Origin of the sequence: Vibrio maritimus, from assembly GCF_021441885.1 — a bacterium.
Taxonomy (GTDB): Bacteria; Pseudomonadota; Gammaproteobacteria; order Enterobacterales; family Vibrionaceae; genus Vibrio; species Vibrio maritimus_B.
On the sequence record NZ_CP090438.1, the window covers coordinates 2,370,903 to 2,390,022 of the forward strand.

The window sequence follows — 19,120 nt, forward strand, 5'->3', positions numbered from 1 at the left end:
TCCTGTTATTGTTTTTTCCTAGCCCATACATGTATGTATCGACCCATGGAGAGATAAGGCTCTTGGCGACACAGCTGTTGTTCAAGTTTCAGAACATCCTCCGCTGTGTAATCTCCCATGTATTGCATATTGCCAATGTAATCACTGAATGAACGAATGCCAGATTTGCCACATATTTCAAACCCAGCTTCTTCAATCCACTGATACACGTCCTCTGGCTTCAACCCTTTCTGGGGCTGGAGCTTGAATCTTTTTCTATGTGGCATCCCATCTAACACGTGAGGAATGTTGCCACAAATGACGTTCTTAAATACCAATCCATGATGATTGTAAAACATGACAGAAGCGATACCGCCAGGTTTCACTTGCTGTAATACCGCCTCTAGCGCTGGTCTCGGTTCAGCCAGCCACTCCATCACCGCATGAAACAGGGTCAAGTCAACCTCTTGTTCCATATGCTCTGCAATATCTTGCACTGGACTGTGGATCCAGCGATATTGCGAGAGTAACCCGTTTTTTTCAACCTCTGCTTTAGCTAATTTCAGCATTTCAGAAGACAGGTCACATAAGGTGATATGGTGTCCACGCTCAGCGATGCGCTGTGAAACCTGACCTAATCCACCACCTGCATCTAATACTTTGAGTGTTTTTTTAGTATCATCCAGTTCGGCGAGAGCCTGGGTTAAATCTTCCCAAACAATGGTTTGGCGGATTTCACCCTTCTCTGAGCCGTAAATATTTTTTGCAAATTTGTGGGCGATATCGTCGAAATTACGGTCTTGCATCACGGTTTATTGAGTTAAGATAACCAGTCGTACAGCTATTCTGTCATATAAGTGACAGGAATAAAGGGGCAACTCCCTTTTTTAGCGTTAAGTGGTGTTTTTTCGGACTATTATTCTATGTTTGAGCTGAAAAAGCTGGTGTCTGCATTACTAATGCCTTTGCCCGCTATGCTAATCCTAGGTTTCTTGGGATTGCTCCTTATTATGTTTACCACTAGGCGTAAGTTTGGAAGCCTGATGGTTCTCGTATCATTGTGTGGGACATTTCTTATCGCATTCCAGCCGCTTTCAAGTCGCCTGTTGATGCCATTGGAGCGTCAATACAGTGCCTTCTTACCAATTAATGAATCCATTGACTACGTTATGGTTCTTGGTGGCGGTCACGTTGTGGATGACGATATTCCGCCAACTTCAGAACTATCACGTACTTCTCTCATGCGCCTAAGCGAAGGTATTCGTGTGATGCGCATGTATCCAGGTAGTAAGCTCATTCTATCTGGCTATGCGGGCGGGACAGACGTAAGCCATGCTCGCGTAATGGCCAAAGTGGCACTGGCATTGGGCGTATCTAAACCAGACATCGTCTTGCTAGAGTCTGCTAAAGACACATGGGAAGAAGCCAGACAAGCGTCTGCCTTCGTGCAAAGTAAAAAAATGGTGTTGGTTACCTCCGCAAGCCATATGCAACGCGCGATGTACGAGTTTGAAGCAGCGGGTCTCAAGCCCTACCCTGCGCCTACTAACTTCCTGGCCCAAGAAAATGTTGAACAAGCTTGGCAACGCTACGCACCGCAAGCTCGCTACTTAGAGCAAACAGAGCGCTACTGGCACGAGACCATGGGATTAGTTTGGCAGAGATTACGAGATTGGGTGGCAAACGAAAGCATTCGTGATTTGACATTTTCTGTATCTGAATTCGATCCTGAAAGTGTAGAACCTACACAACTGGAGCAAGATGAGTTAGAACAGCAGCTCGCGCCTCAGGAAACGCAAGATGACACGTCTGCTGTCTCTGAAGCCGATGCGACGATCTCTGGTGCCAACTAAACCATCAGGTGCTAACCAAACCGGGCAAAAAAGACCTCATCCTTTGATGAGGTCTTTTGCTATGAAGCCTACTAATTGGCATTTAGCTGGTTAAGCTTTGCTTTCACTGGAACAGAAAAATTAAAGCCATCATGCTGATCCCAATTGATCGACCATGTCATCACTCCGCCAAACTTTGGTGATGCTTGAGTAGGTACGACTGAGCCACAACGACTTAGGGAGATCATACAATCCAGTGCGTCTTCGATGTTAGCAATCGGAGCCTGCCCCGAGTTCGCTGAGCTTGGACCTGAAGGTAATCCAATGGCGACTTGATCATCACGCAGTGGCATAAATCGACTGCCGTCAGCTAACTCAAATCCCTCAGTAAGCATACGTGATGCCGCCACCATCATGTCAACAGAACCCTCTGGCGCAGCGCCCGTTGTATAAGGATTGGCCAGCCCACCATTGTTGTATAACTGCACATGCAAAAGATCTAAGGTATCCCTTAATTGATCGATAAGGGGAATATAAGCGCCCCAAATGCCTGAGTAAGCGACCATTCCGCCTTGCACATACGGATGTTCCGGTGCCATGGTAAGGTACATGTCGCCGCCCGTTCTCGCTTCGATAGCTTGTAGTGCACGCGGCAAGCGCGCTTGGATTTGACTGCCGTGGACGAGATTTGAGCCGCTTTCGTAATCAACATCCAATCCATCAAACCCCCACTCATTGATGATCTCGGACAAGCTCGAGACAAACGCTGTTTCATCCGCGTCTGTGTTCAGTGTTATCGTACCTTCAGCGCCACCAAGCGACAGAACGATAATCTTACCTTCCGTTTGCAAGTCTTTGATGTCTTGTTTGAACTGAACGGGATCTATCGGCGCACAGCTCGAGTAGATGTCACCATTGTAGAGATTAAAATGCACCGTACCATTACTGTTACGATCATTGTCAGCAAAAGCAATGTCGATAATGTCCCAGTCTTTCGACATTTGGTTAAGTGGGATTGGACAGCCCGCACCATTGACAAAGTTGTGCCAGTAGCCGATGAGCTTATGTTTCGGTTGGACTACAGATTTTGCCGACACGCCAACGCTAGCAGACGTCACCGTATTCCCTTGCAGATCCGTGCTGATGACACTCAATTGATAGTTCCCTATGGTCGTTGGCGTCCAAGAGAACTGATACGGCGCTGTGGTGTCACCGCTGACCAAAAGACCATTCGCGTAGAGTTCAACCTTAGCCACCTCACTCTGCAGGGAGCTGACATTCGCATTCACAGTCACAGCTTTGCCAATCGCGACGACATCGCCAGAAGAAGGAGAAGTAATCGTAGCGACCATAGGTTGATCAGTCACTGATACCCTTGTGTTTAACTGATTGCTGTTACCTTCATTGTCAGTAGCAATGACCTGTAAATCTACAGAGCCCTGTCCCACCGCATTCCACGTCCATTGATAAGGTGATGCCGTCACTAAGCCTATTGACGTACCATTCACGAATGCCTCAGCATCGGCAACTGTTCCATCTAGATCCTCAATATTCGCAAGGATAGTGACATCACTTCCTAATAGAACCGTTTCGCCTTCTACCGGTGAAATAAGTTCAATATTTGGTGCTGTCGCACAGGCACCCTGTCCACTCCAGGCATCTTGCCAGTACTGTCCAACGCCAGGCTCATAAGCCCATGCCGAGTCAGATGAACACCAGCCGCCAACAAGACACTGATAGAGCTCGCCATTGTTGACCACATTCTGCCCGGTTGCGTAGCTACTGCCAGCGATATAGTTTGTCGCACCTGAGCATTTACCTCCTGCCGATGCTATGGCTTCAACCGTGATAACTTGCGACTGGGACGTCGCGCCTTTATCGTCTGTCGCAACGGCTTGTATCGTATAGCTGCCCGCAGCGGTTGATATCCAATCCATGACCCAAGGAGCGACGGTCACAGACTTTTCTAGTGCACCATTGACACTAAATTCAACCTTGCTAATGGTACCATCCGAGTCTGAGGGCTCTGCGGTAAACTGGACACTATCTCCTACCGAAACTTGAGTCTTCGAACTGGTCAAGGTAACAACAGGTGGTTGATTAGATGCGTCTACGACTGAGAATGTCTGAGCCGATTGTGTCGACGCACCTTTATCATCAATGGCTGTCACTACCAGTTCATAATTGCCACTTTCCGTCAACCAAGTTACTTGGTAAGGAGCGCTCGACAGCACTGCCAGTTGCGCCCCTTGCAGCTCAAATATCACCTCTCGAACTTCCCCATCACTGTCTTCGGCCAATGCAGAGAAGGTGACTTGGTTTCCTGAGGCTAACTGTGCGTTGGAGGCTGGAGAAGTAATCGTCACTGAGGGAGCAGCGTTTGTGCCACCAGCATCACAGGCCCCTATTAATGACCATTCTTGATAAGGTTCGGAGTGGTTAACAGGGTTAGCGTTCAGGTTCCACCAGTTCGCTTGGTACGCCGATGATTGCCATTGAACTTGAGCGCCACCGTTGTAACTTGTGCCGTCGTCCCAAATAGGAAAACTGTCACACTGTACTGCCAAGCTTGGTGCAGAAAACAGTAAACTCGAGGTAAGCATCAGCGACAAATTCACTGACCGTTTAAATATTGGAATAGAGCCTAATTGTAGCTTGGTCATGGAAAATCCTTTTGTTGAACCAAAGAATGTCGTTGCCAATCAATGCTGCCCAATAGAGGCAGTTCAACGGAAACGACGCCACTTTCAAACTAGCTCAGGTTTATAGAGTCTTTTTCCGACTCAGAAAGCACCGACTTCTCACGCGAGTCAGTTAACAAAAATAGTTACAAGTTGCATATACAACGACCAAGTATCTCTACATTGCTCCCATAAAAAAGCTCCAGCTATCAAAGAGACAACTGGAGCATTTTCTATCACTACACGCTAGCCGACTTTAATCACCAGCAAACATGTAGCCCTCGCCATGGACAGTGATAAATATCTGTGGATTCTTTGGATCTGATTCCATCTTGGCACGCATGCGACGGATAAGAACATCAATGGTTCTATCGTTCGGCGCATCAACTCGATGACTGATCATATTGAGGATACGCTCACGGCTCAGAACTTGATTTGGATACGTTGAGAGTGCAACTAACAATTCATATTCAGCCTTGGTCAGTTTTACAGGGTCGCCATTATTCGTCAGTGAACGACGCTGCTTATCGAACGTCCATTCACCAAAGTGAACCACATGCTCGTTTTGCACTGACTCTTCAAGTACTGGCTGTTTGCGCGCTAGTGAAATACGCCACAATAGGTTTTTTACTCGCACTAACAGTTCACGTAGCTCAAACGGCTTAGTGACATAGTCGTCTGCACCCATCTCAAGGCCAACAATACGGTCAATACTATCGGTGCGACCGGTCACCAAAATGATTCCAATGTCTGACTGACTTCTTAACTCTCTTGTCAGCATCAAACCATCTTCACCAGGGAGGTTAATATCTAACATAACGAGATCGATACTGGATTCTTCCAGCACCTGACGCATCGTCTGACCATCTTCAGCTTCGCTAACCAAGTAGCCTTCATTTTCGAAGTAGCCAGCCAGCTTACTGCGAGTGACTACGTCATCTTCTACAACCAAAACGTGATATTTCATCTGTGGTTTCTCAATCTTGTCATGACAGGGACATTCTATTCATAAACATTCACAATTCTAGTCTACATCCCCTCATAGGCATGGAAACCTTACTATTTTTTGATTCAAAACAACCAAAACGATTGCGTCTCATATGCAACGAATACTCGTGTTAACTTACCCTTAAAGAAATTAATTTTTGTCTTATTTTTTCATAAGTTAACTCAATTTTTCACACAACAAGTTATTGCTATTCATCTTTATTGGCTAAAATAGAGTTATCATTTTTGGAGATTATTCAAATGCAAGAAATCAAAGCATTTAATGAGCAACGCGCAGAAATCTATTGGTGGCTTTCAAGCCTATTCGCTGCCGAGCTCACTGATGATGAACTCAACAAATACCATAGCCCTGAAATTCGCTCTTTCTTATCTGGCTTAGGAGAAAACCCTTCCCTAAAAGAACCCATTCAGGTCTTTACAGAGTCCTTGAACCGCCTTCAAGTCAGAGAAGACGCACAATTAGAGCTTTCTGCCGATTTTTGCGATCTATTTTTAAAGTCGGACAAGCATGGCGCATTGCCTTATGCCTCTATGTATATTGGTAAGTCTGGTCTTTTAAATGATCAACCTGCACAGGATATGGCTGACCTGTTAGCTAAGCACAGTGTGGCAGTGAATAAGGACTTAAATGAGCCAGCGGATCACCTCGCGATCGAGCTAGATTTTCTAGGCAACTTAATCATTCGCTCCAATGAGCTTGAAGCGGAAGCACATATGAACGATGCGCTGCACGAGCAAGCAGAGTTCATCAAGAACTACTTGATGACATGGCTACCTCAGTTTGTTGCGAAATGCCAAACCAACGACGAGTTTGGGTTTTATGCCTCTGCCGCTAAACTACTCGAAGCATTCTGCCAACTTGACTACACCTACCTAGAGGGTGAGCAAGGCTAGCCAACCTTAAAGCGCAAATCATTTGCATCACATCTGTGAGAATTAATTTGCGCTTTAGTTATAAATTTATTGGATAAGTCATTGCCAGCGCCCAAACCTAAGTCTACAATCCGCCGTTTAAATGCAAATGCCCTTGGCATTCAACGCGGACTTGTGTCCAAAAACACCTGTTGAAATCTACGCTCTGAGCTTTTTTCGCCGTGGCTTGCATGCAACTTTCGGTTTTCGCAGCCAAATACTATGTTTACAACAACATAGCGTTATATGTTTGCAAAGACCACTATACTTGAAGCGGTACCAACGTTAATTATCAAGCCGCGACTAATAGGATATCACTATGGCAACTATTAAAGATGTCGCCCGCCTTGCAGGCGTTTCAACGACCACAGTATCCCACGTTATTAATAAGACTCGCTTTGTTGCTGAAGCAACTCAAGAAAAAGTGATGGCGGCGGTCGACGAACTCAACTACGCACCAAGCGCCGTTGCACGTAGCTTAAAATGTAACTCAACGAAAACCATTGGTATGTTAGTGACTCAATCAACTAACCTGTTCTTTTCTGAGGTTATCGATGGTGTTGAGAGCTACTGCTACCGCCAAGGCTACACGCTGATCCTATGTAACACTGGTGGTGTGTATGAAAAGCAACGCGATTACATTCGCATGCTGGCAGAGAAACGCGTGGATGGCATCCTCGTGATGTGCTCTGATCTTACCGAAGAGCTGCTAGAGATGCTTGATCGTCACGCCGACATTCCTAAAGTTATCATGGACTGGGGCCCAGAAAGCTCACAAGCGGACAAGATCATCGATAACTCCGAAGAAGGCGGTTATCTCGCAACGAAGTTCCTGATTGAAAAAGGTCACACTGATATTGCTTGTCTAAGCGGTCACTTGGAGAAAGCCGTGTGCCAAGAGCGTATCATCGGTTACAAACGTGCCCTTGCTGAGGCAGGTATCGAGATGAAAGACGATCGTATTCTTGAAGGCAACTTCGAATGCGATACAGCGGTTATCGCAGCTAACCGTATTGCTGCAATGGAAGACCGACCTACCGCTATCTTCTGTTTCAACGACACCATGGCGTTTGGCCTGATGAGTCGCCTACAACAACTGGGTGTGCGCGTACCTGAGGACATCTCTGTCATTGGTTACGATAATATCGAGCTGGCTGAGTACTTCTCGCCACCTCTAACCACGGTTCACCAACCTAAACGTCGTGTCGGTAAAAACGCGTTTGAGATTCTATTAGAACGAATCAAAGATAAAGGTCATGAAAAGCGCATTTTCGAAATGCACCCAGAGATTGTTGAACGAGACTCTGTCAAAAGCCTTACATAATGCTGACAAAAGTGCCTTTCCAGGCACTTTTTTTTGAACCCCATTCAAGTTTTCTTCTCTCGATTGTTAGTTTTTTACGCACCCTCAAGCACAAATAACCCACCATTATTTGAACCAACATCACATTTTTGCAACTGAGTAATCATAGGCTTATGTCGTTTTCATTTATTCTAATGAAGTCACGCACAGGGCAAACCATCTGAAAGGGTGGGACGCAAAGCCTCCGGCCTAAACCAATTTTTAATTGATAGGTAGCGGGGTTGCCGATGGCAAGGGGAGAAGACTCAGTTATGGCATATGCCTAACAGAGCTCTGACACCTGATTGCTATACTCTCGGACCTGATTCTGGTGACACAATCAATAACACCGAGAAAAGAATAAAGCATGGATAATCCTATACTAAAAAATTCAATGCAATTATTCGCTCAGCTTGGAAGAGTAAAGTCTCGCTCCATGTTTGGGGGATTTGGCATCTTCGTAGATGATACGATGTTTGCCTTAGCAGTGAATAACAAATTACATATCAGAACTAACCGTCAGACCGTATCCACCTTCAAAAAACTGGGTTACAAGCCTTATGTTTATAAAAAGCGTGGATTTCCCGTTGTTACTAAGTACTTCGCGTTACCTGAAGACTGTTGGCAAGATCAAGAAGGTATTCTCGATCACGCTAAACAGGCACTCGAGTTCGCGAAAACTGAGAAAGAGCAACAATCCGAAGCGAAACCTAATCGCCTGAAAGACCTTCCGAATCTTCGCCTTGCCACTGAGCGCATGCTCAAAAAAGCAGGCATTGAATCAGTGGTTGAACTTCAGGATCATGGTTCGGTTGAGGCTTTCAAGGCCATTCAGAGAACCCATTCAAGTACCGTAGGTTTAGAGCTTTTATGGGCTCTTGAAGGTGCGATAAATGGTACTCATTGGTCTGTGATTCCTCAGACTAAAAGAGACGAACTGGCTAGCTTAATTAATTAAGTTACGGTCATCTCGAGAAAAAATCAGCCTTATGGCTGATTTTTTTGTATTAGTTGAAAGGAAAAACATACTCAGCCTTTCTACTACACTAATACTGAGTCATCAAAAGGATATCGTCATGAGCAAGAAGCTGATACTAGGATTGGTTTTGGTTGCTGTCGTCATTTATTTGGGCATCAACTTTGGTCAACATCTCACACTAGAAAACGCAAAAGTACAGCAAGTAGCACTGAGTGAATACATCAATGAGAACTTTGTGGCTGCTGCCCTCACCTATTTCTTCGCTTACATAGCGATTACTGCATTCTCTGTTCCAGGCGCTGCCGTGGTTACCTTACTTGGCGCAGCACTGTTTGGCTTTTGGACTAGTTTACTGCTTGTTTCATTTGCGAGTACCATAGGCGCTACATTGGCATTCTTGAGCAGTCGCTTCCTACTTCGCGATTGGGTACAAAGTAAGTTCGGTTCGAAACTTGAGACGATCAATAAAGGTGTCGAAAAAGACGGTGCTTTCTATCTATTTTCTCTAAGACTCATTCCTGTGTTCCCATTTTTCTTGATTAACTTATTAATGGGTCTCACGCCAATTCGAGTCTCTAAATATTACTTGGTGAGTCAACTGGGTATGTTGCCAGGAACTGCAGTCTACCTCAATGCGGGTACTCAGCTAGCGAATATTGACAGTCTATCCGGTATTGTTTCCCCTACCGTGTTGGCATCATTTGCCCTACTCGGTTTGTTCCCACTTATTGCTAAATGGATTATGGGAAAAATCTCTCGCTCGCCACAGGTACAGGAATAGATGAAGATATTTGTAGGCAATAACCCACCAGAAACACATATTGTCCAACAGCAGTTGATGGCTGAAGGTATCGAGTGTGAAGTACGAGGCGAAGGTGTTTTCGGGTTACGAGGGGAAGTACCGTTTGACGAAAATTCACTACCCTACGTTTGGCTTTTCAACAAAGAGCAAGAAATGATGGCACGAGCTGTCATTCAAGATTGGCAAAAACAGGCTGAGAAAAGCGGTAACGTGCCGTGGGTATGTCCAGCTTGCCATGAGACTAACGAAGCGCAATTTGGCGTCTGCTGGAACTGTCAGACGCCACAAACAGCTACGATGCCACAGACTTAATGAAATCTATTGAGTGCTTATTGAACTCTTCTGGACGCTCAACATTGCACACATGACCACAATCTTTGATCTCTAATAGACGGCTGGACTTATGTTCAGCCACCATCTCTTTGACTGGCTTAATAAACATATAGTCTTTATCACCCATCAGATACAAAGTCGGAATCGGCAACTCTCGGTCTTTAAAGTAGCGGTTGAGAGGGTTCACTTCTGTCGTTAGACGATACCAACGCTTAAACTCTTTTTGGCACAATTTTTTCGCTTCACGGACGAATAGCAGCCTTGATTCTTTTTGGCCTTTTTGCGGCATAACAATGTACGCAAACAAGCTGTAAAGCCACATATAAGGGATAATGTGCTTACTCCAGTTGCCAATTTTCACCAGAATTTGCGATCGAGTATTAAAGCGAGTGACTGCACCACCTAAGACCATGGAACGAACTCTAGAGTGTGCCAACTCGGCAATATTGCGCACAATAATCGTTCCCAAAGACATACCGACAAAATGAGCTGACTGAATCTTAAGATGATCAAGTACTTTGACGATATCCAGCGTCACCTCTTTAAAGGTGTACTTGTTCGACATAATGTCTTTAAGGAGTTGGTTTGACTTACCGTGACCGCGCAGATCAATAAACAGCAGGTTAAAGTGCTCTCGGTAAGCTCGAATCTGTTTAAACCATATGTTTGAGCTTCCGCCTGCCCCATGTACGAATACCACCCACTCATTACTCGTTGGGTGCTGATAAGTTTTATGGAATAGCAAGCTCTCTGACATAGTTCTCAAGTTTCGTGATGTATGTGGGCGTTACGTTACCATAATTCGCCGTTTTACGGACAAAAACTAACAGGAATTTTGGTAAAAATGATTTACAAGTGTAGTCGATTATAAAAAAAAGCGGCATAACGCCGCTTTTCAGTGTTTGCTCTAGTTTGCCTCGAGCGCCAGGTCGTACATCTTGACGTACTCTTTGGCTGACTCAGTCCAACTGAAGTCTTTTCGCATTGAGCGAAGCTGCATTTCATGCATCTGCTCAGGGTGTTGCAGATAGAATAGCAGTGCGCGTTGCAGGACAATTAACAAGGCGTCATGGCAAGGTTCAACAAAACCAAATCCAGTCGCATTGTTAGGGTCATCATCAAAATCAATAACCGTGTCTTTCAAGCCGCCGACTTTACGCACAATTGGTAAAGTACCATAAGCCATACTATAAATTTGGTTCAAACCACACGCTTCAAACTCAGAAGGCATAAGGAAGAAGTCTGACCCTGCTTCTACCAGATGAGCAAAGCGATTGCTGTAAGCTTCGACAAACGCCAACTTATCAGAGAACTCTTCCGCCAGATCATTAAGATGAGAAGCAATTTGCGGCTCACCCGTACCAATAATGACGACTTGAACGTCATTCTTTAGGAACTTATCCAAAATAGGAAGGATGTAGTGAAAACCTTTTTGGTGCGTCAAGCGACAAACCATGCCAATCATCGGCACTTCACGCTCTGGTAGGCCGAGCTCTTTTTGTAGCGCTGTTTTTGATGCGAGTTTACCCGCTAGCATGCTTTCTAAGTCATCGTTGTAATGCTCAGGCAAATACTCATCATGGCTTGGGTTCCACTCTGAGTAATCGCATCCATTAACGATGCCATGGAGATCTTTGGCACGATGAACGAAATCATCAACCAAGCCATGTGAGCCTAACGGTGTCACCAGCTCAGCGGCATAGTTCGGGCTCACTGCATTGATCTTATCTGCAAAAGCAATACCCGCTCGCAATGTACTTACCCAGCCGTCACCGTACTGTAGAAACTCCATCCCAGAGAGATGAAGCTCAGGAATAATCTCTAACTGACTGTAAGAGAAAATCCCTTTGAAAATCGCGTTGTGCACTGTCAGTACTGACTTAGTACCATGAAAACGCTCATCTTCAGCGTAACGAGTCTTAAGCAAGAATGGGATAAGACCTGTGTGCCAATCATTCGCGTGAACAATTGCAGGCTTAATGCCTAGCTTTGGTAACACATCCAGACTGGCTGCTGCGAAAAATCCAAAGCGCTCGCCATTATCAGCGTACGCTCGGTTGTGTTCTGCATACAGTTCTGGACGGTCAAAGTAACGGTCACATTCAATGACGTAGACTTCGACACCATCGAGATGGGTTTTCTTGACTTGATAAGGTGTATGAGGCCAATGCTCTAGCTCAGTGGCTAGCACGAACTCATACTGATCCTTGTTTGGTAATTTTTGGTAGCCTGGCAGAGTGATGGCTACGTCCTTGCCAAGTTCTTGCAGAGCTTTCGGCAGAGCCTTGGCAACATCTGCCAAGCCTCCACTTTTAATAAGTCCCTGAACTTCTGAAACTGGAAACCATACGTCTATGTTTCTCATTCTAGAATCCAACTTTTGTCCCTTTTTTGATGACAACGATGCCACCTGGAGACACATGGAAACGCTTCGCGTCGAGTTCTAGATCTTCACCGATCACAGTTCCAGGGGCAATTTCAACATTCTTGTCAATGATTGCGCGCTTGATTGTACAACCCGCACCAATCTTAACGTCTCCTAGAATAACAGATTCACTCACAATAGAACCAGCAGCAATGTTACTTCTGAATCCGAGTACTGATTTGAAGATTGATGATCCACGTACGTAACTACCACCAGCAATTAAGCTGTCGGTAACTTTGATCTTTTCGTGCTCAGCATCCACAAAGGTAGCAGGTGGCAATGGTGGGTAATACGTATGCAGTGGCCATTTGCGGTTGTACAGTGAGAACTCAGGGTCTTCATGAAGCAGATCCATGTGAGCAGCCCAGTACGAGTCGATAGTACCTACATCACGCCAGTACGTTGTATCCTTCTCGCCGCTGATTTTATTGGTAGAGAAATCATAAACATAAACGCCACCTTCAGGGAACATCTTAGGAATAATGTCTTTACCAAAATCATGGCTCGAGTTTTCATTCTCAGCATCAAGACGGAGCTCTTTGCATAAACTTTCTGCTTCAAAGATGTAGTTACCCATAGACACCAGTGCCATATCAGGGTGACCAGGAATCGATTTCGGGTTCTCTGGTTTCTCTTCAAAACCAATCATTTTGCCGTTTTCATCGACCTCGATAACACCAAACTCTGATGCTTCTGCCAACGGCATACGCAGCGCAGAAACCGTAAGTTTCGCCTCACGACGTTTGTGGAAGTCTAACATCTGACGGATATCCATCTTGTAGATATGGTCAGAACCAAAGATACAAACATGCTCAGGGTTGGCAAGTTCGACAAAGCGAACGTTTTGGTAGATAGCATCAGCGGTGCCTTCGTACCAACGTTTACCGTCGCGCATCTGAGCTGGGATTGGGTCAATAAATCGGTCAGTGATGCCCGTCAGGTTCCAACCTTTGCGCATATGCTGATACAGGGATTGAGATTTAAATTGGGTAAGAACGTAAATTCGCATCAAGTCCGCATTAATAAAATTATTAAGTGCGAAGTCTATAAGGCGATAGCTTCCTCCAAAAGGGACTGCAGGCTTACTGCGAGATTCCGTAAGAGGACGTAGGCGAGAACCTTCGCCTCCAGCAAGGATCATTCCTAAAACACCAGCCATTGATTACTCCGTTTTTATTACAGCTTTCCATGTTGCTAGACACTAAATGTATTTATTTGGGGGGTATCTAGCTTCGTTATTAACGGATGACAATGTCGATAACTACACCGGACATTCAAACGTTGAATCTTGTATATAAGTCGTTTGAGAGGCTCTATTTTGTTTATTTTTCAGCCTCAAATGTTCCATAACTTTCGTATGGTTTTTCTCTAAATTATCGTTTTGAAACGAGATTACAATGCATGATCACTCAATATTAAGCATTGAACCCAATTGCATTTAAACTCGTGTTATTGATCACAGAATGCCATACCGAGATTACCCATTCAACACATATAGTTAACATTAAATTCACCAAACGGGCAAAATTCATAAAACTCGAAGTAAATCAGACACGTAAAGTGATACGACCAGTTATTTGGAACAAAAAGTGTTTCATTTGGTTAAAAATGCAACCGGAGTTCATAAATTCTGTATGAGAGAAAAACAAAAAGCCTCTTGCGTGATAATTCACCACAAGAGGCTTTTTTAATTTGACGTGTTTTGTGTTACGAAAGGGTTAACTAATTACATCAAGGTTAATGTACTTGCCTAGGTCTCGTTTCTTGCAGCCTGGGACGTAAGGCACCTCACCAAGCTTTGGAGCGTCTATCGCGCCTTCCAGCATTTCGATGATCTCAGCGTAATGCTCGACGCCCGGATTGACGCGGTTAGCTACCCAACCAACAAGCTCAAGACCATCTGCCTTAATCGCTTCCGCCGTCAACATCGCATGACTCAAACAACCAAGCTTAATACCCACGACGAGAACGACAGGTAACTTTTCTTGTTTCACCCAAGTAGAAAGGCAATCATCTTTTGATACTGGTACTCGCCAACCACCTGCACCTTCGACCAATACAAAATCACTGTTCTGTTTGTGTTGCTCAAGTAAATTGGAGAGAACGTCGTATTTGACCTCTACGTTATCCGCTATTGCCGCGATATGAGGGGACGCTGGCAAAGATAACGCATACGGGTTAACGAGATCATAATCAACTTCCTGGTTTGCTGCTGCTTGCAAATGCAATGCGTCCGAGTTACGCCAACCTTCGGAAGTTTTCTCACTGCCTGCAGCTACAGGCTTATAACCTATGGTCTTTTTTCCTTGTGCACCAACAGCACTTAATATCGCTTTTGATACAACGGTTTTCCCAACTTCAGTATCCGTACCTGCAATAAATAGTGCTTTCATCATAATGCAACTGACCCTAAACAAATTTGATAACTGGCTGGTAGTAAGCCGTTCTGGTTTTCGTACCTCTTGTATTCCAGCTCAAGCTTCTTCAATGAGCGTCGGCTGGTACACCCTTTGGAACGACCTTCTACATGAGTCGCACCAATTCCTTTTAGGTCTTTCATCAAACCAAAAGCAGTCTCATACCACATAACTATTTTCGGCAAGTCTAGTTGATGGTTGATGCACTCAGATTGCGCTAACGCAATTTTTACCTGATTGAGCGAGGTAAAGTCGTTGACATGTTGATATGCATCAATTTTGCTCCACGACCGCTTTAGCTCCTCCAGTGAGCCATCGAGCAAGGTAGAAAAATGCACTCTACCGCCGGGTTTTGTCACGCGCTTCATTTCCCTTAGCGGCACGGCTAAGTCATTGCACCACTGCAGCGCTAAGCTCGATATCACAATATCAAACGTACTGTTTTCAAATGGAAGAGCTTCAGCATCTGCGACTTGATAACTGACGTTTTCACTACCACAGCGACTTTTCGCTACACTGAGCATCTCGCTCGATAAGTCAGCGCACACCAACTTGGCTCCCCGCTCTAATAGGACTTGCGAACAATAACCCGTACCGCAACCTAGATCGAGAATGCGATAGCCTTTTAAATCACTGGGTAATAACGCCAATAAACGGTCTGCGACTCGGCGTTGCAGCTCAGCATGTTGGTCGTACTGTTTTGCAGCCCGGCCAAACGATTCTGATATTGCTACCTTATTGGTCTGATGATCCGTAAGATTTGCTAATACCTCAGACATTTAGCATCCCTCCGAATGTCGTTTTAAACTGGTGGCTAGCTGCTCTACAGCCTCAATGTCATGTGCCGCGGATAATGTAATTCGCAGTCGCGCCGATCCTTTAGGTACCGTAGGAGGGCGAATGGCTGTCGTCCAAATCTGGTCTTGTTTCAACGCGTTGCACAACCTAAGCACATGCTCCTCACCACCAACAAGCCACGGTTTTATTGGCGTTTGAGTTGAGATATAACCAGGAGCACTCTGCAGAACTTCGTCATACACAGTGCCCAACTCACTGAGCTTTTCACGGCGCCAATGTTGGGTTTGAATCATCTCGATCGCTTTCGTGATTGCCACAGCGTGAGCCGCAGAGAACGCAGTCGAGTAGACATAGTGGCGGGCAAATTGGGTGAGATACTCTTTCATCTCGTTAGAGCACAAGATAGCAGCCCCATTGAGTCCAAACGCTTTTCCAAACGTTACCACAAGAATATCCGCGCGCTGAGCTGTACTGCCTATTGCGCCATTTCCCTGCTCACCGATCACACCAACTCCATGCGCATCATCGATCATAGATAGAGCACCCGCTTGTTGGCACGCAGAAATAAAAGTGTCTAGATCGGCAATATCACCATCCATGCTAAACACACTCTCAGTAACCGCCATCTTCGGCTTGTCCGTTTGCAATAGAGTTGCAAGGTGGTCATTATCACAATGGCGGTAGCGCTTCATGTCAGCATCACAAAGCGCTCCTGCTTCCATCAGTGATGCATGGTTCAGCCTATCTTGAATCAGTAAGTCACCCTTTTTGAGCAGCGCGAAGACAGCGGCTTGATTCGCCGCAAAACCTGAAGAGAAAAACAGGGCTCCCTCATAGCCAAGCCACTCCGTCAGCGCTAACTCTAGGCTGTGGTGTTGGTTGGAGTAGCCAGTCACTAAAGGAGACGCTCCACTACCCACTCCAAGATCACTGACCGCTTGCTGATAGCAGGATTTAAGCTCATCACTCGATGCCAAACCAAGGTAATCATTGGAAGAGAAGTTATGAAAACGCTGACCATTGTTTTGGAAAACCGGTTGATTTCCCCCTTCCAACGTCTGCACAGAGCGAAAAAGATCGCTCTGCTTTCTATCAACGAGTGCTTGGCGGATTCGCTGGTTAAACGCTAGCGTCATAAAACATATCGTCTTTCGTCGGGCGCGCTGCCACTCGGCTTACCACCTGATCTAGAAGATCGTTTTCATGCACCTCATCCGGTTTTTGCGAGGTTTCTTCTCGGTTGATGCCGAGTTTCTTAAACAGCTGAAGATCTTTATCTTCATCCGGGTTAGGTGTGGTGAGAAGCTTGCAGCCATAGAACACTGAGTTAGCACCGGCCATGAAACACAGCGCCTGCATTTGTTCGTTCATATTCTCGCGTCCGGCAGACAGTCGCACCGCAGATTTAGGCATCATGATTCGAGCGATGGCAATGAGACGGATAAAATCAAAAGGCTCAACATCATCGACTTCTTCTAGTGGTGTGCCTTTAACTTTGACAAGCATATTGATAGGCACACTCTCAGGCTGAACCGGAAGGTTAGCAAGCTCCATCAACAAGCCAGCTCGGTCATTGGCACTTTCACCCATACCGATAATGCCACCTGAGCAGATTTTCATGCCTGCGTCACGAACATGGCTCAATGTGTCCAGTCTATCTTGGTAAGTACGGGTGGTAATAATATTGCCGTAGAACTCTGGAGAGGTATCAAGATTGTGGTTGTAGTAATCAAGACCCGCATCGGCAAGGTGTGTTGCTTGCTCAGGCGTTAGCATACCTAGCGTCATGCAGGTCTCTAGCCCCATCTCTTTAACACCCTTAATCATGTCGGTCAGCAAAGGCATGTCGCGCTCTTTTGGGTTCTTCCACGCTGCACCCATACAAAAACGTGTTGAACCTGCATTCTTGGCTTTTTGAGCCGCATCTAGAACACGCTCCACCTCCATCAGACGCTCTGCTTCAACGTCCGTTTTGTAGCGCGCACTCTGTGGACAGTACTTACAATCTTCAGGGCAGGCACCCGTTTTGATAGATAACAGGGTGCTAACTTGAACATGGTTGGTTTGCTGATGTTGGCGGTGTACGGTTTGCGCCTCGAACAATAGATCCATAAAAGGCTTGTTCATCAGCTCTTGCACTTCGGCATGCGTCCAATCGTGTCGTACTTCCACAGTTAATTCCTTTGCTCTCATTGTTTTTAGTCTTGGCTAGTGTACCGACAAGCGATACACTGTCAACACCGACCACAAGCACAAGTTTACACTTGTTTATTTTTTGAGCGACTGTATTTCATGGATTTAGATTTCGACCGAAACCACATTTGGCATCCCTACACTTCTACTCTCAACCCGCTTAGCTGTTACCCTGTCGTCTCTGCAAGAGGAGTCCACCTTACTCTAGAAAACGGCTCAGAGCTGGTAGATGGCATGTCATCATGGTGGTCTACCATCCACGGGTACAACCACCCTAAGCTCAACGAGGCACTCCAATCTCAGAGTGAAAAAATGTCTCATGTCATGTTCGGTGGCATCACCCACCAGCCAGCGATTGATGTGAGCAAAAAGCTGCTTGAGTTAGCGCCAAGCAATATGGAGCATATTTTTCTCGCCGATTCAGGCTCAGTGGCGGTTGAAGTCTCGTTAAAAATGGCGCTGCAATACTGGCATGCTCGTGGGGAGCGTCGACCTAAGTTTCTAACGCTGAGCCACGGCTATCATGGCGATACCTTTGCGGCAATGTCAGTGACTGACCCAAATAACTCGATGCACAGTCTTTACAAGGGCTTTTTGCCAGAGCATATCTTCGCGGCATCACCAAAGGTTGGGTTTTGGGATGAGTGGAATGAAAGTGACATCGATGACTTCAAAAATAAGATTGCAGCCCATCATTCAGAGGTTGCTGCCGTCATCCTCGAACCGATCGTCCAAGGCGCAGGAGGAATGCGTCTATACCACCCGAATTTTCTAAAGCGCGTGAGAGAGCTGTGTGATCAATACGGTGTGCTGCTTATTCTTGACGAAATCGCCACGGGTTTTGGTCGCACCGGCAAGCTATTTGCCTGCGAACATGCACAAGTCCAGCCTGATATCATGTGCGTCGGCAAAGCCTTAACAGGTGGCTACATGACATTGTCGGCAACATTAACCAGCAAGCACGTCGCAGACACTGTTTGTGGTGGCGAGGCGGGTTGTTTTATGCATGGACCAACCTTTATGGGTAATCCACTAGCCTGTGCCGTTGCAAGTGCCAGTTTGGATATTGTGGCGAGTGGTGATTGGCAGTCACAGGTAACAAGCATAGAGTCGCTGTTTTCAGAACTCCTTCCGAAGTTAACCCGCTTTTCCAACGTGAAAGATGTACGCTGGTTAGGCGCAATCGGTGTGGTAGAAACGCATACCGCGGTTAACATGGAAACTATCCAAAAGCACTTTGTCGAACAAGGCGTTTGGATCCGCCCATTTGGCAAACTCATCTACATGATGCCGCCATACATTAGCCAACCCGAACATATTGAGAAACTGGTTAGGGCTATCGAGACGGCTCTCGATAATGAAAGCTGCTTTAGTTGATGTGGAAAGCGGTTGTTGATGCGGAAAGCGGTTGTTGATGCA

Annotated in this window: 17 protein-coding genes and 1 riboswitch; of the genes, 7 read left to right on the top strand and 10 right to left on the bottom strand. The window is 45.8% G+C overall.

The features are described 5' to 3' along the window. Positions 1-5: 5 nt before the first annotated feature. On the bottom strand, positions 6-788 hold the full coding sequence (gene cmoM / locus LY387_RS10760; protein WP_234494097.1) for a tRNA uridine 5-oxyacetic acid(34) methyltransferase CmoM: 783 nt from the start codon (positions 786-788) through the stop codon (positions 6-8). A gap of 114 nt (positions 789-902) precedes the next feature. Here cmoM and elyC point away from each other — a divergent pair, with 114 nt between their 5' ends. Next, positions 903-1,832 carry an envelope biogenesis factor ElyC gene (gene elyC, locus LY387_RS10765; RefSeq protein ID WP_234494098.1) on the top strand — a complete coding sequence of 310 codons (930 nt, stop codon included), beginning with the start codon at positions 903-905 and terminating at the stop codon, positions 1,830-1,832. A gap of 71 nt (positions 1,833-1,903) precedes the next feature. Here the strand turns inward: elyC and LY387_RS10770 are convergent, their stop codons facing one another. Both LY387_RS10770 and torR read right to left on the bottom strand, forming a co-directional pair. Further along, positions 1,904-4,474, bottom strand: a complete 2,571-nt coding sequence (locus LY387_RS10770) for an Ig-like domain-containing protein (protein WP_234494099.1) — start codon at positions 4,472-4,474, stop codon at positions 1,904-1,906. Positions 4,475-4,748: 274 nt separating this feature from the next. Further along, the gene (gene torR / locus LY387_RS10775) at positions 4,749-5,459 is read right to left on the bottom strand and encodes a two-component system response regulator TorR (protein WP_042474375.1); all 711 of its coding nucleotides are present in this window, start codon (positions 5,457-5,459) and stop codon (positions 4,749-4,751) included. Positions 5,460-5,740: 281 nt separating this feature from the next. Here torR and torD point away from each other — a divergent pair, with 281 nt between their 5' ends. The 5 genes from torD (at position 5,741) to LY387_RS10800 (ending at position 9,847) form a co-directional block, all read left to right on the top strand. Next, positions 5,741-6,394 carry a molecular chaperone TorD gene (torD, locus tag LY387_RS10780; RefSeq protein WP_234494100.1) on the top strand — a complete coding sequence of 218 codons (654 nt, stop codon included), beginning with the start codon at positions 5,741-5,743 and terminating at the stop codon, positions 6,392-6,394. 337 nt (positions 6,395-6,731) lie between these two features. Beyond that, on the top strand, positions 6,732-7,736 hold the full coding sequence (gene purR, locus LY387_RS10785; RefSeq protein WP_234494101.1) for an HTH-type transcriptional repressor PurR: 1,005 nt from the start codon (positions 6,732-6,734) through the stop codon (positions 7,734-7,736). 179 nt (positions 7,737-7,915) lie between these two features. Then, a riboswitch (cyclic di-GMP riboswitch) is annotated at positions 7,916-8,004 on the top strand. Positions 8,005-8,121: 117 nt separating this feature from the next. Further along, positions 8,122-8,712 (top strand): TfoX/Sxy family DNA transformation protein, encoded by a 591-nt coding sequence (locus tag LY387_RS10790; RefSeq protein WP_128649870.1) that lies wholly within the window; start codon positions 8,122-8,124, stop codon positions 8,710-8,712. 118 nt (positions 8,713-8,830) lie between these two features. Continuing rightward, positions 8,831-9,514 carry a TVP38/TMEM64 family protein gene (locus LY387_RS10795; RefSeq protein WP_234494102.1) on the top strand — a complete coding sequence of 228 codons (684 nt, stop codon included), beginning with the start codon at positions 8,831-8,833 and terminating at the stop codon, positions 9,512-9,514. Then, a complete protein-coding gene (locus LY387_RS10800) occupies positions 9,515-9,847 on the top strand; it encodes a DUF2007 domain-containing protein (RefSeq protein ID WP_234494103.1) in 333 nt (110 codons plus the stop codon). Here the strand turns inward: LY387_RS10800 and LY387_RS10805 are convergent. From LY387_RS10805 to bioB, 7 genes are all read right to left on the bottom strand, one after another. Further along, complete coding sequence (locus tag LY387_RS10805) at positions 9,828-10,625, bottom strand: alpha/beta fold hydrolase (protein ID WP_234494104.1); 798 nt, start codon at positions 10,623-10,625, stop codon at positions 9,828-9,830. The genes LY387_RS10800 and LY387_RS10805 overlap by 20 nt on opposite strands. 150 nt (positions 10,626-10,775) lie before the next feature. Continuing rightward, on the bottom strand, positions 10,776-12,233 hold the full coding sequence (gene glgA, locus LY387_RS10810; protein ID WP_234494105.1) for a glycogen synthase GlgA: 1,458 nt from the start codon (positions 12,231-12,233) through the stop codon (positions 10,776-10,778). Position 12,234: 1 nt separating this feature from the next. Then, on the bottom strand, positions 12,235-13,452 hold the full coding sequence (glgC, locus tag LY387_RS10815) for a glucose-1-phosphate adenylyltransferase (protein WP_128649868.1): 1,218 nt from the start codon (positions 13,450-13,452) through the stop codon (positions 12,235-12,237). Between the two features lie 559 nt (positions 13,453-14,011). After that, the gene (gene bioD, locus LY387_RS10820; RefSeq protein WP_042474361.1) at positions 14,012-14,689 is read right to left on the bottom strand and encodes a dethiobiotin synthase; all 678 of its coding nucleotides are present in this window, start codon (positions 14,687-14,689) and stop codon (positions 14,012-14,014) included. After that, positions 14,686-15,489 carry a malonyl-ACP O-methyltransferase BioC gene (gene bioC / locus LY387_RS10825; protein ID WP_234494106.1) on the bottom strand — a complete coding sequence of 268 codons (804 nt, stop codon included), beginning with the start codon at positions 15,487-15,489 and terminating at the stop codon, positions 14,686-14,688. Before bioC ends, bioD begins: the two co-directional genes overlap by 4 nt. Then, positions 15,490-16,644 carry an 8-amino-7-oxononanoate synthase gene (locus LY387_RS10830; RefSeq protein ID WP_234494107.1) on the bottom strand — a complete coding sequence of 385 codons (1,155 nt, stop codon included), beginning with the start codon at positions 16,642-16,644 and terminating at the stop codon, positions 15,490-15,492. After that, on the bottom strand, positions 16,628-17,680 hold the full coding sequence (gene bioB / locus LY387_RS10835; protein ID WP_042474355.1) for a biotin synthase BioB: 1,053 nt from the start codon (positions 17,678-17,680) through the stop codon (positions 16,628-16,630). The genes LY387_RS10830 and bioB overlap by 17 nt, the downstream gene beginning before the upstream one ends. Before the next feature lie 120 nt (positions 17,681-17,800). Between bioB and bioA the strand changes: the two genes are divergently transcribed. Then, a complete protein-coding gene (gene bioA / locus LY387_RS10840; protein ID WP_234494108.1) occupies positions 17,801-19,078 on the top strand; it encodes an adenosylmethionine--8-amino-7-oxononanoate transaminase in 1,278 nt (425 codons plus the stop codon). Positions 19,079-19,120: the final 42 nt, after the last annotated feature.

Coding starts and splice junctions, on each gene's coding strand:
- glgA (WP_234494105.1), bottom strand. CDS start 12,233: ATGAGAAACATAGACGTATGGTTTCCAGTTTCAGAAGTTCAGGGACTT.
- torD (WP_234494100.1), top strand. CDS start 5,741: ATGCAAGAAATCAAAGCATTTAATGAGCAACGCGCAGAAATCTATTGG.
- LY387_RS10795 (WP_234494102.1), top strand. CDS start 8,831: ATGAGCAAGAAGCTGATACTAGGATTGGTTTTGGTTGCTGTCGTCATT.
- bioA (WP_234494108.1), top strand. CDS start 17,801: ATGGATTTAGATTTCGACCGAAACCACATTTGGCATCCCTACACTTCT.
- glgC (WP_128649868.1), bottom strand. CDS start 13,452: ATGGCTGGTGTTTTAGGAATGATCCTTGCTGGAGGCGAAGGTTCTCGC.
- LY387_RS10800 (WP_234494103.1), top strand. CDS start 9,515: ATGAAGATATTTGTAGGCAATAACCCACCAGAAACACATATTGTCCAA.
- elyC (WP_234494098.1), top strand. CDS start 903: ATGTTTGAGCTGAAAAAGCTGGTGTCTGCATTACTAATGCCTTTGCCC.
- purR (WP_234494101.1), top strand. CDS start 6,732: ATGGCAACTATTAAAGATGTCGCCCGCCTTGCAGGCGTTTCAACGACC.
- LY387_RS10790 (WP_128649870.1), top strand. CDS start 8,122: ATGGATAATCCTATACTAAAAAATTCAATGCAATTATTCGCTCAGCTT.
- LY387_RS10830 (WP_234494107.1), bottom strand. CDS start 16,644: ATGACGCTAGCGTTTAACCAGCGAATCCGCCAAGCACTCGTTGATAGA.
- torR (WP_042474375.1), bottom strand. CDS start 5,459: ATGAAATATCACGTTTTGGTTGTAGAAGATGACGTAGTCACTCGCAGT.
- bioC (WP_234494106.1), bottom strand. CDS start 15,489: ATGTCTGAGGTATTAGCAAATCTTACGGATCATCAGACCAATAAGGTA.
- LY387_RS10770 (WP_234494099.1), bottom strand. CDS start 4,474: ATGACCAAGCTACAATTAGGCTCTATTCCAATATTTAAACGGTCAGTG.
- bioD (WP_042474361.1), bottom strand. CDS start 14,689: ATGATGAAAGCACTATTTATTGCAGGTACGGATACTGAAGTTGGGAAA.
- LY387_RS10805 (WP_234494104.1), bottom strand. CDS start 10,625: ATGTCAGAGAGCTTGCTATTCCATAAAACTTATCAGCACCCAACGAGT.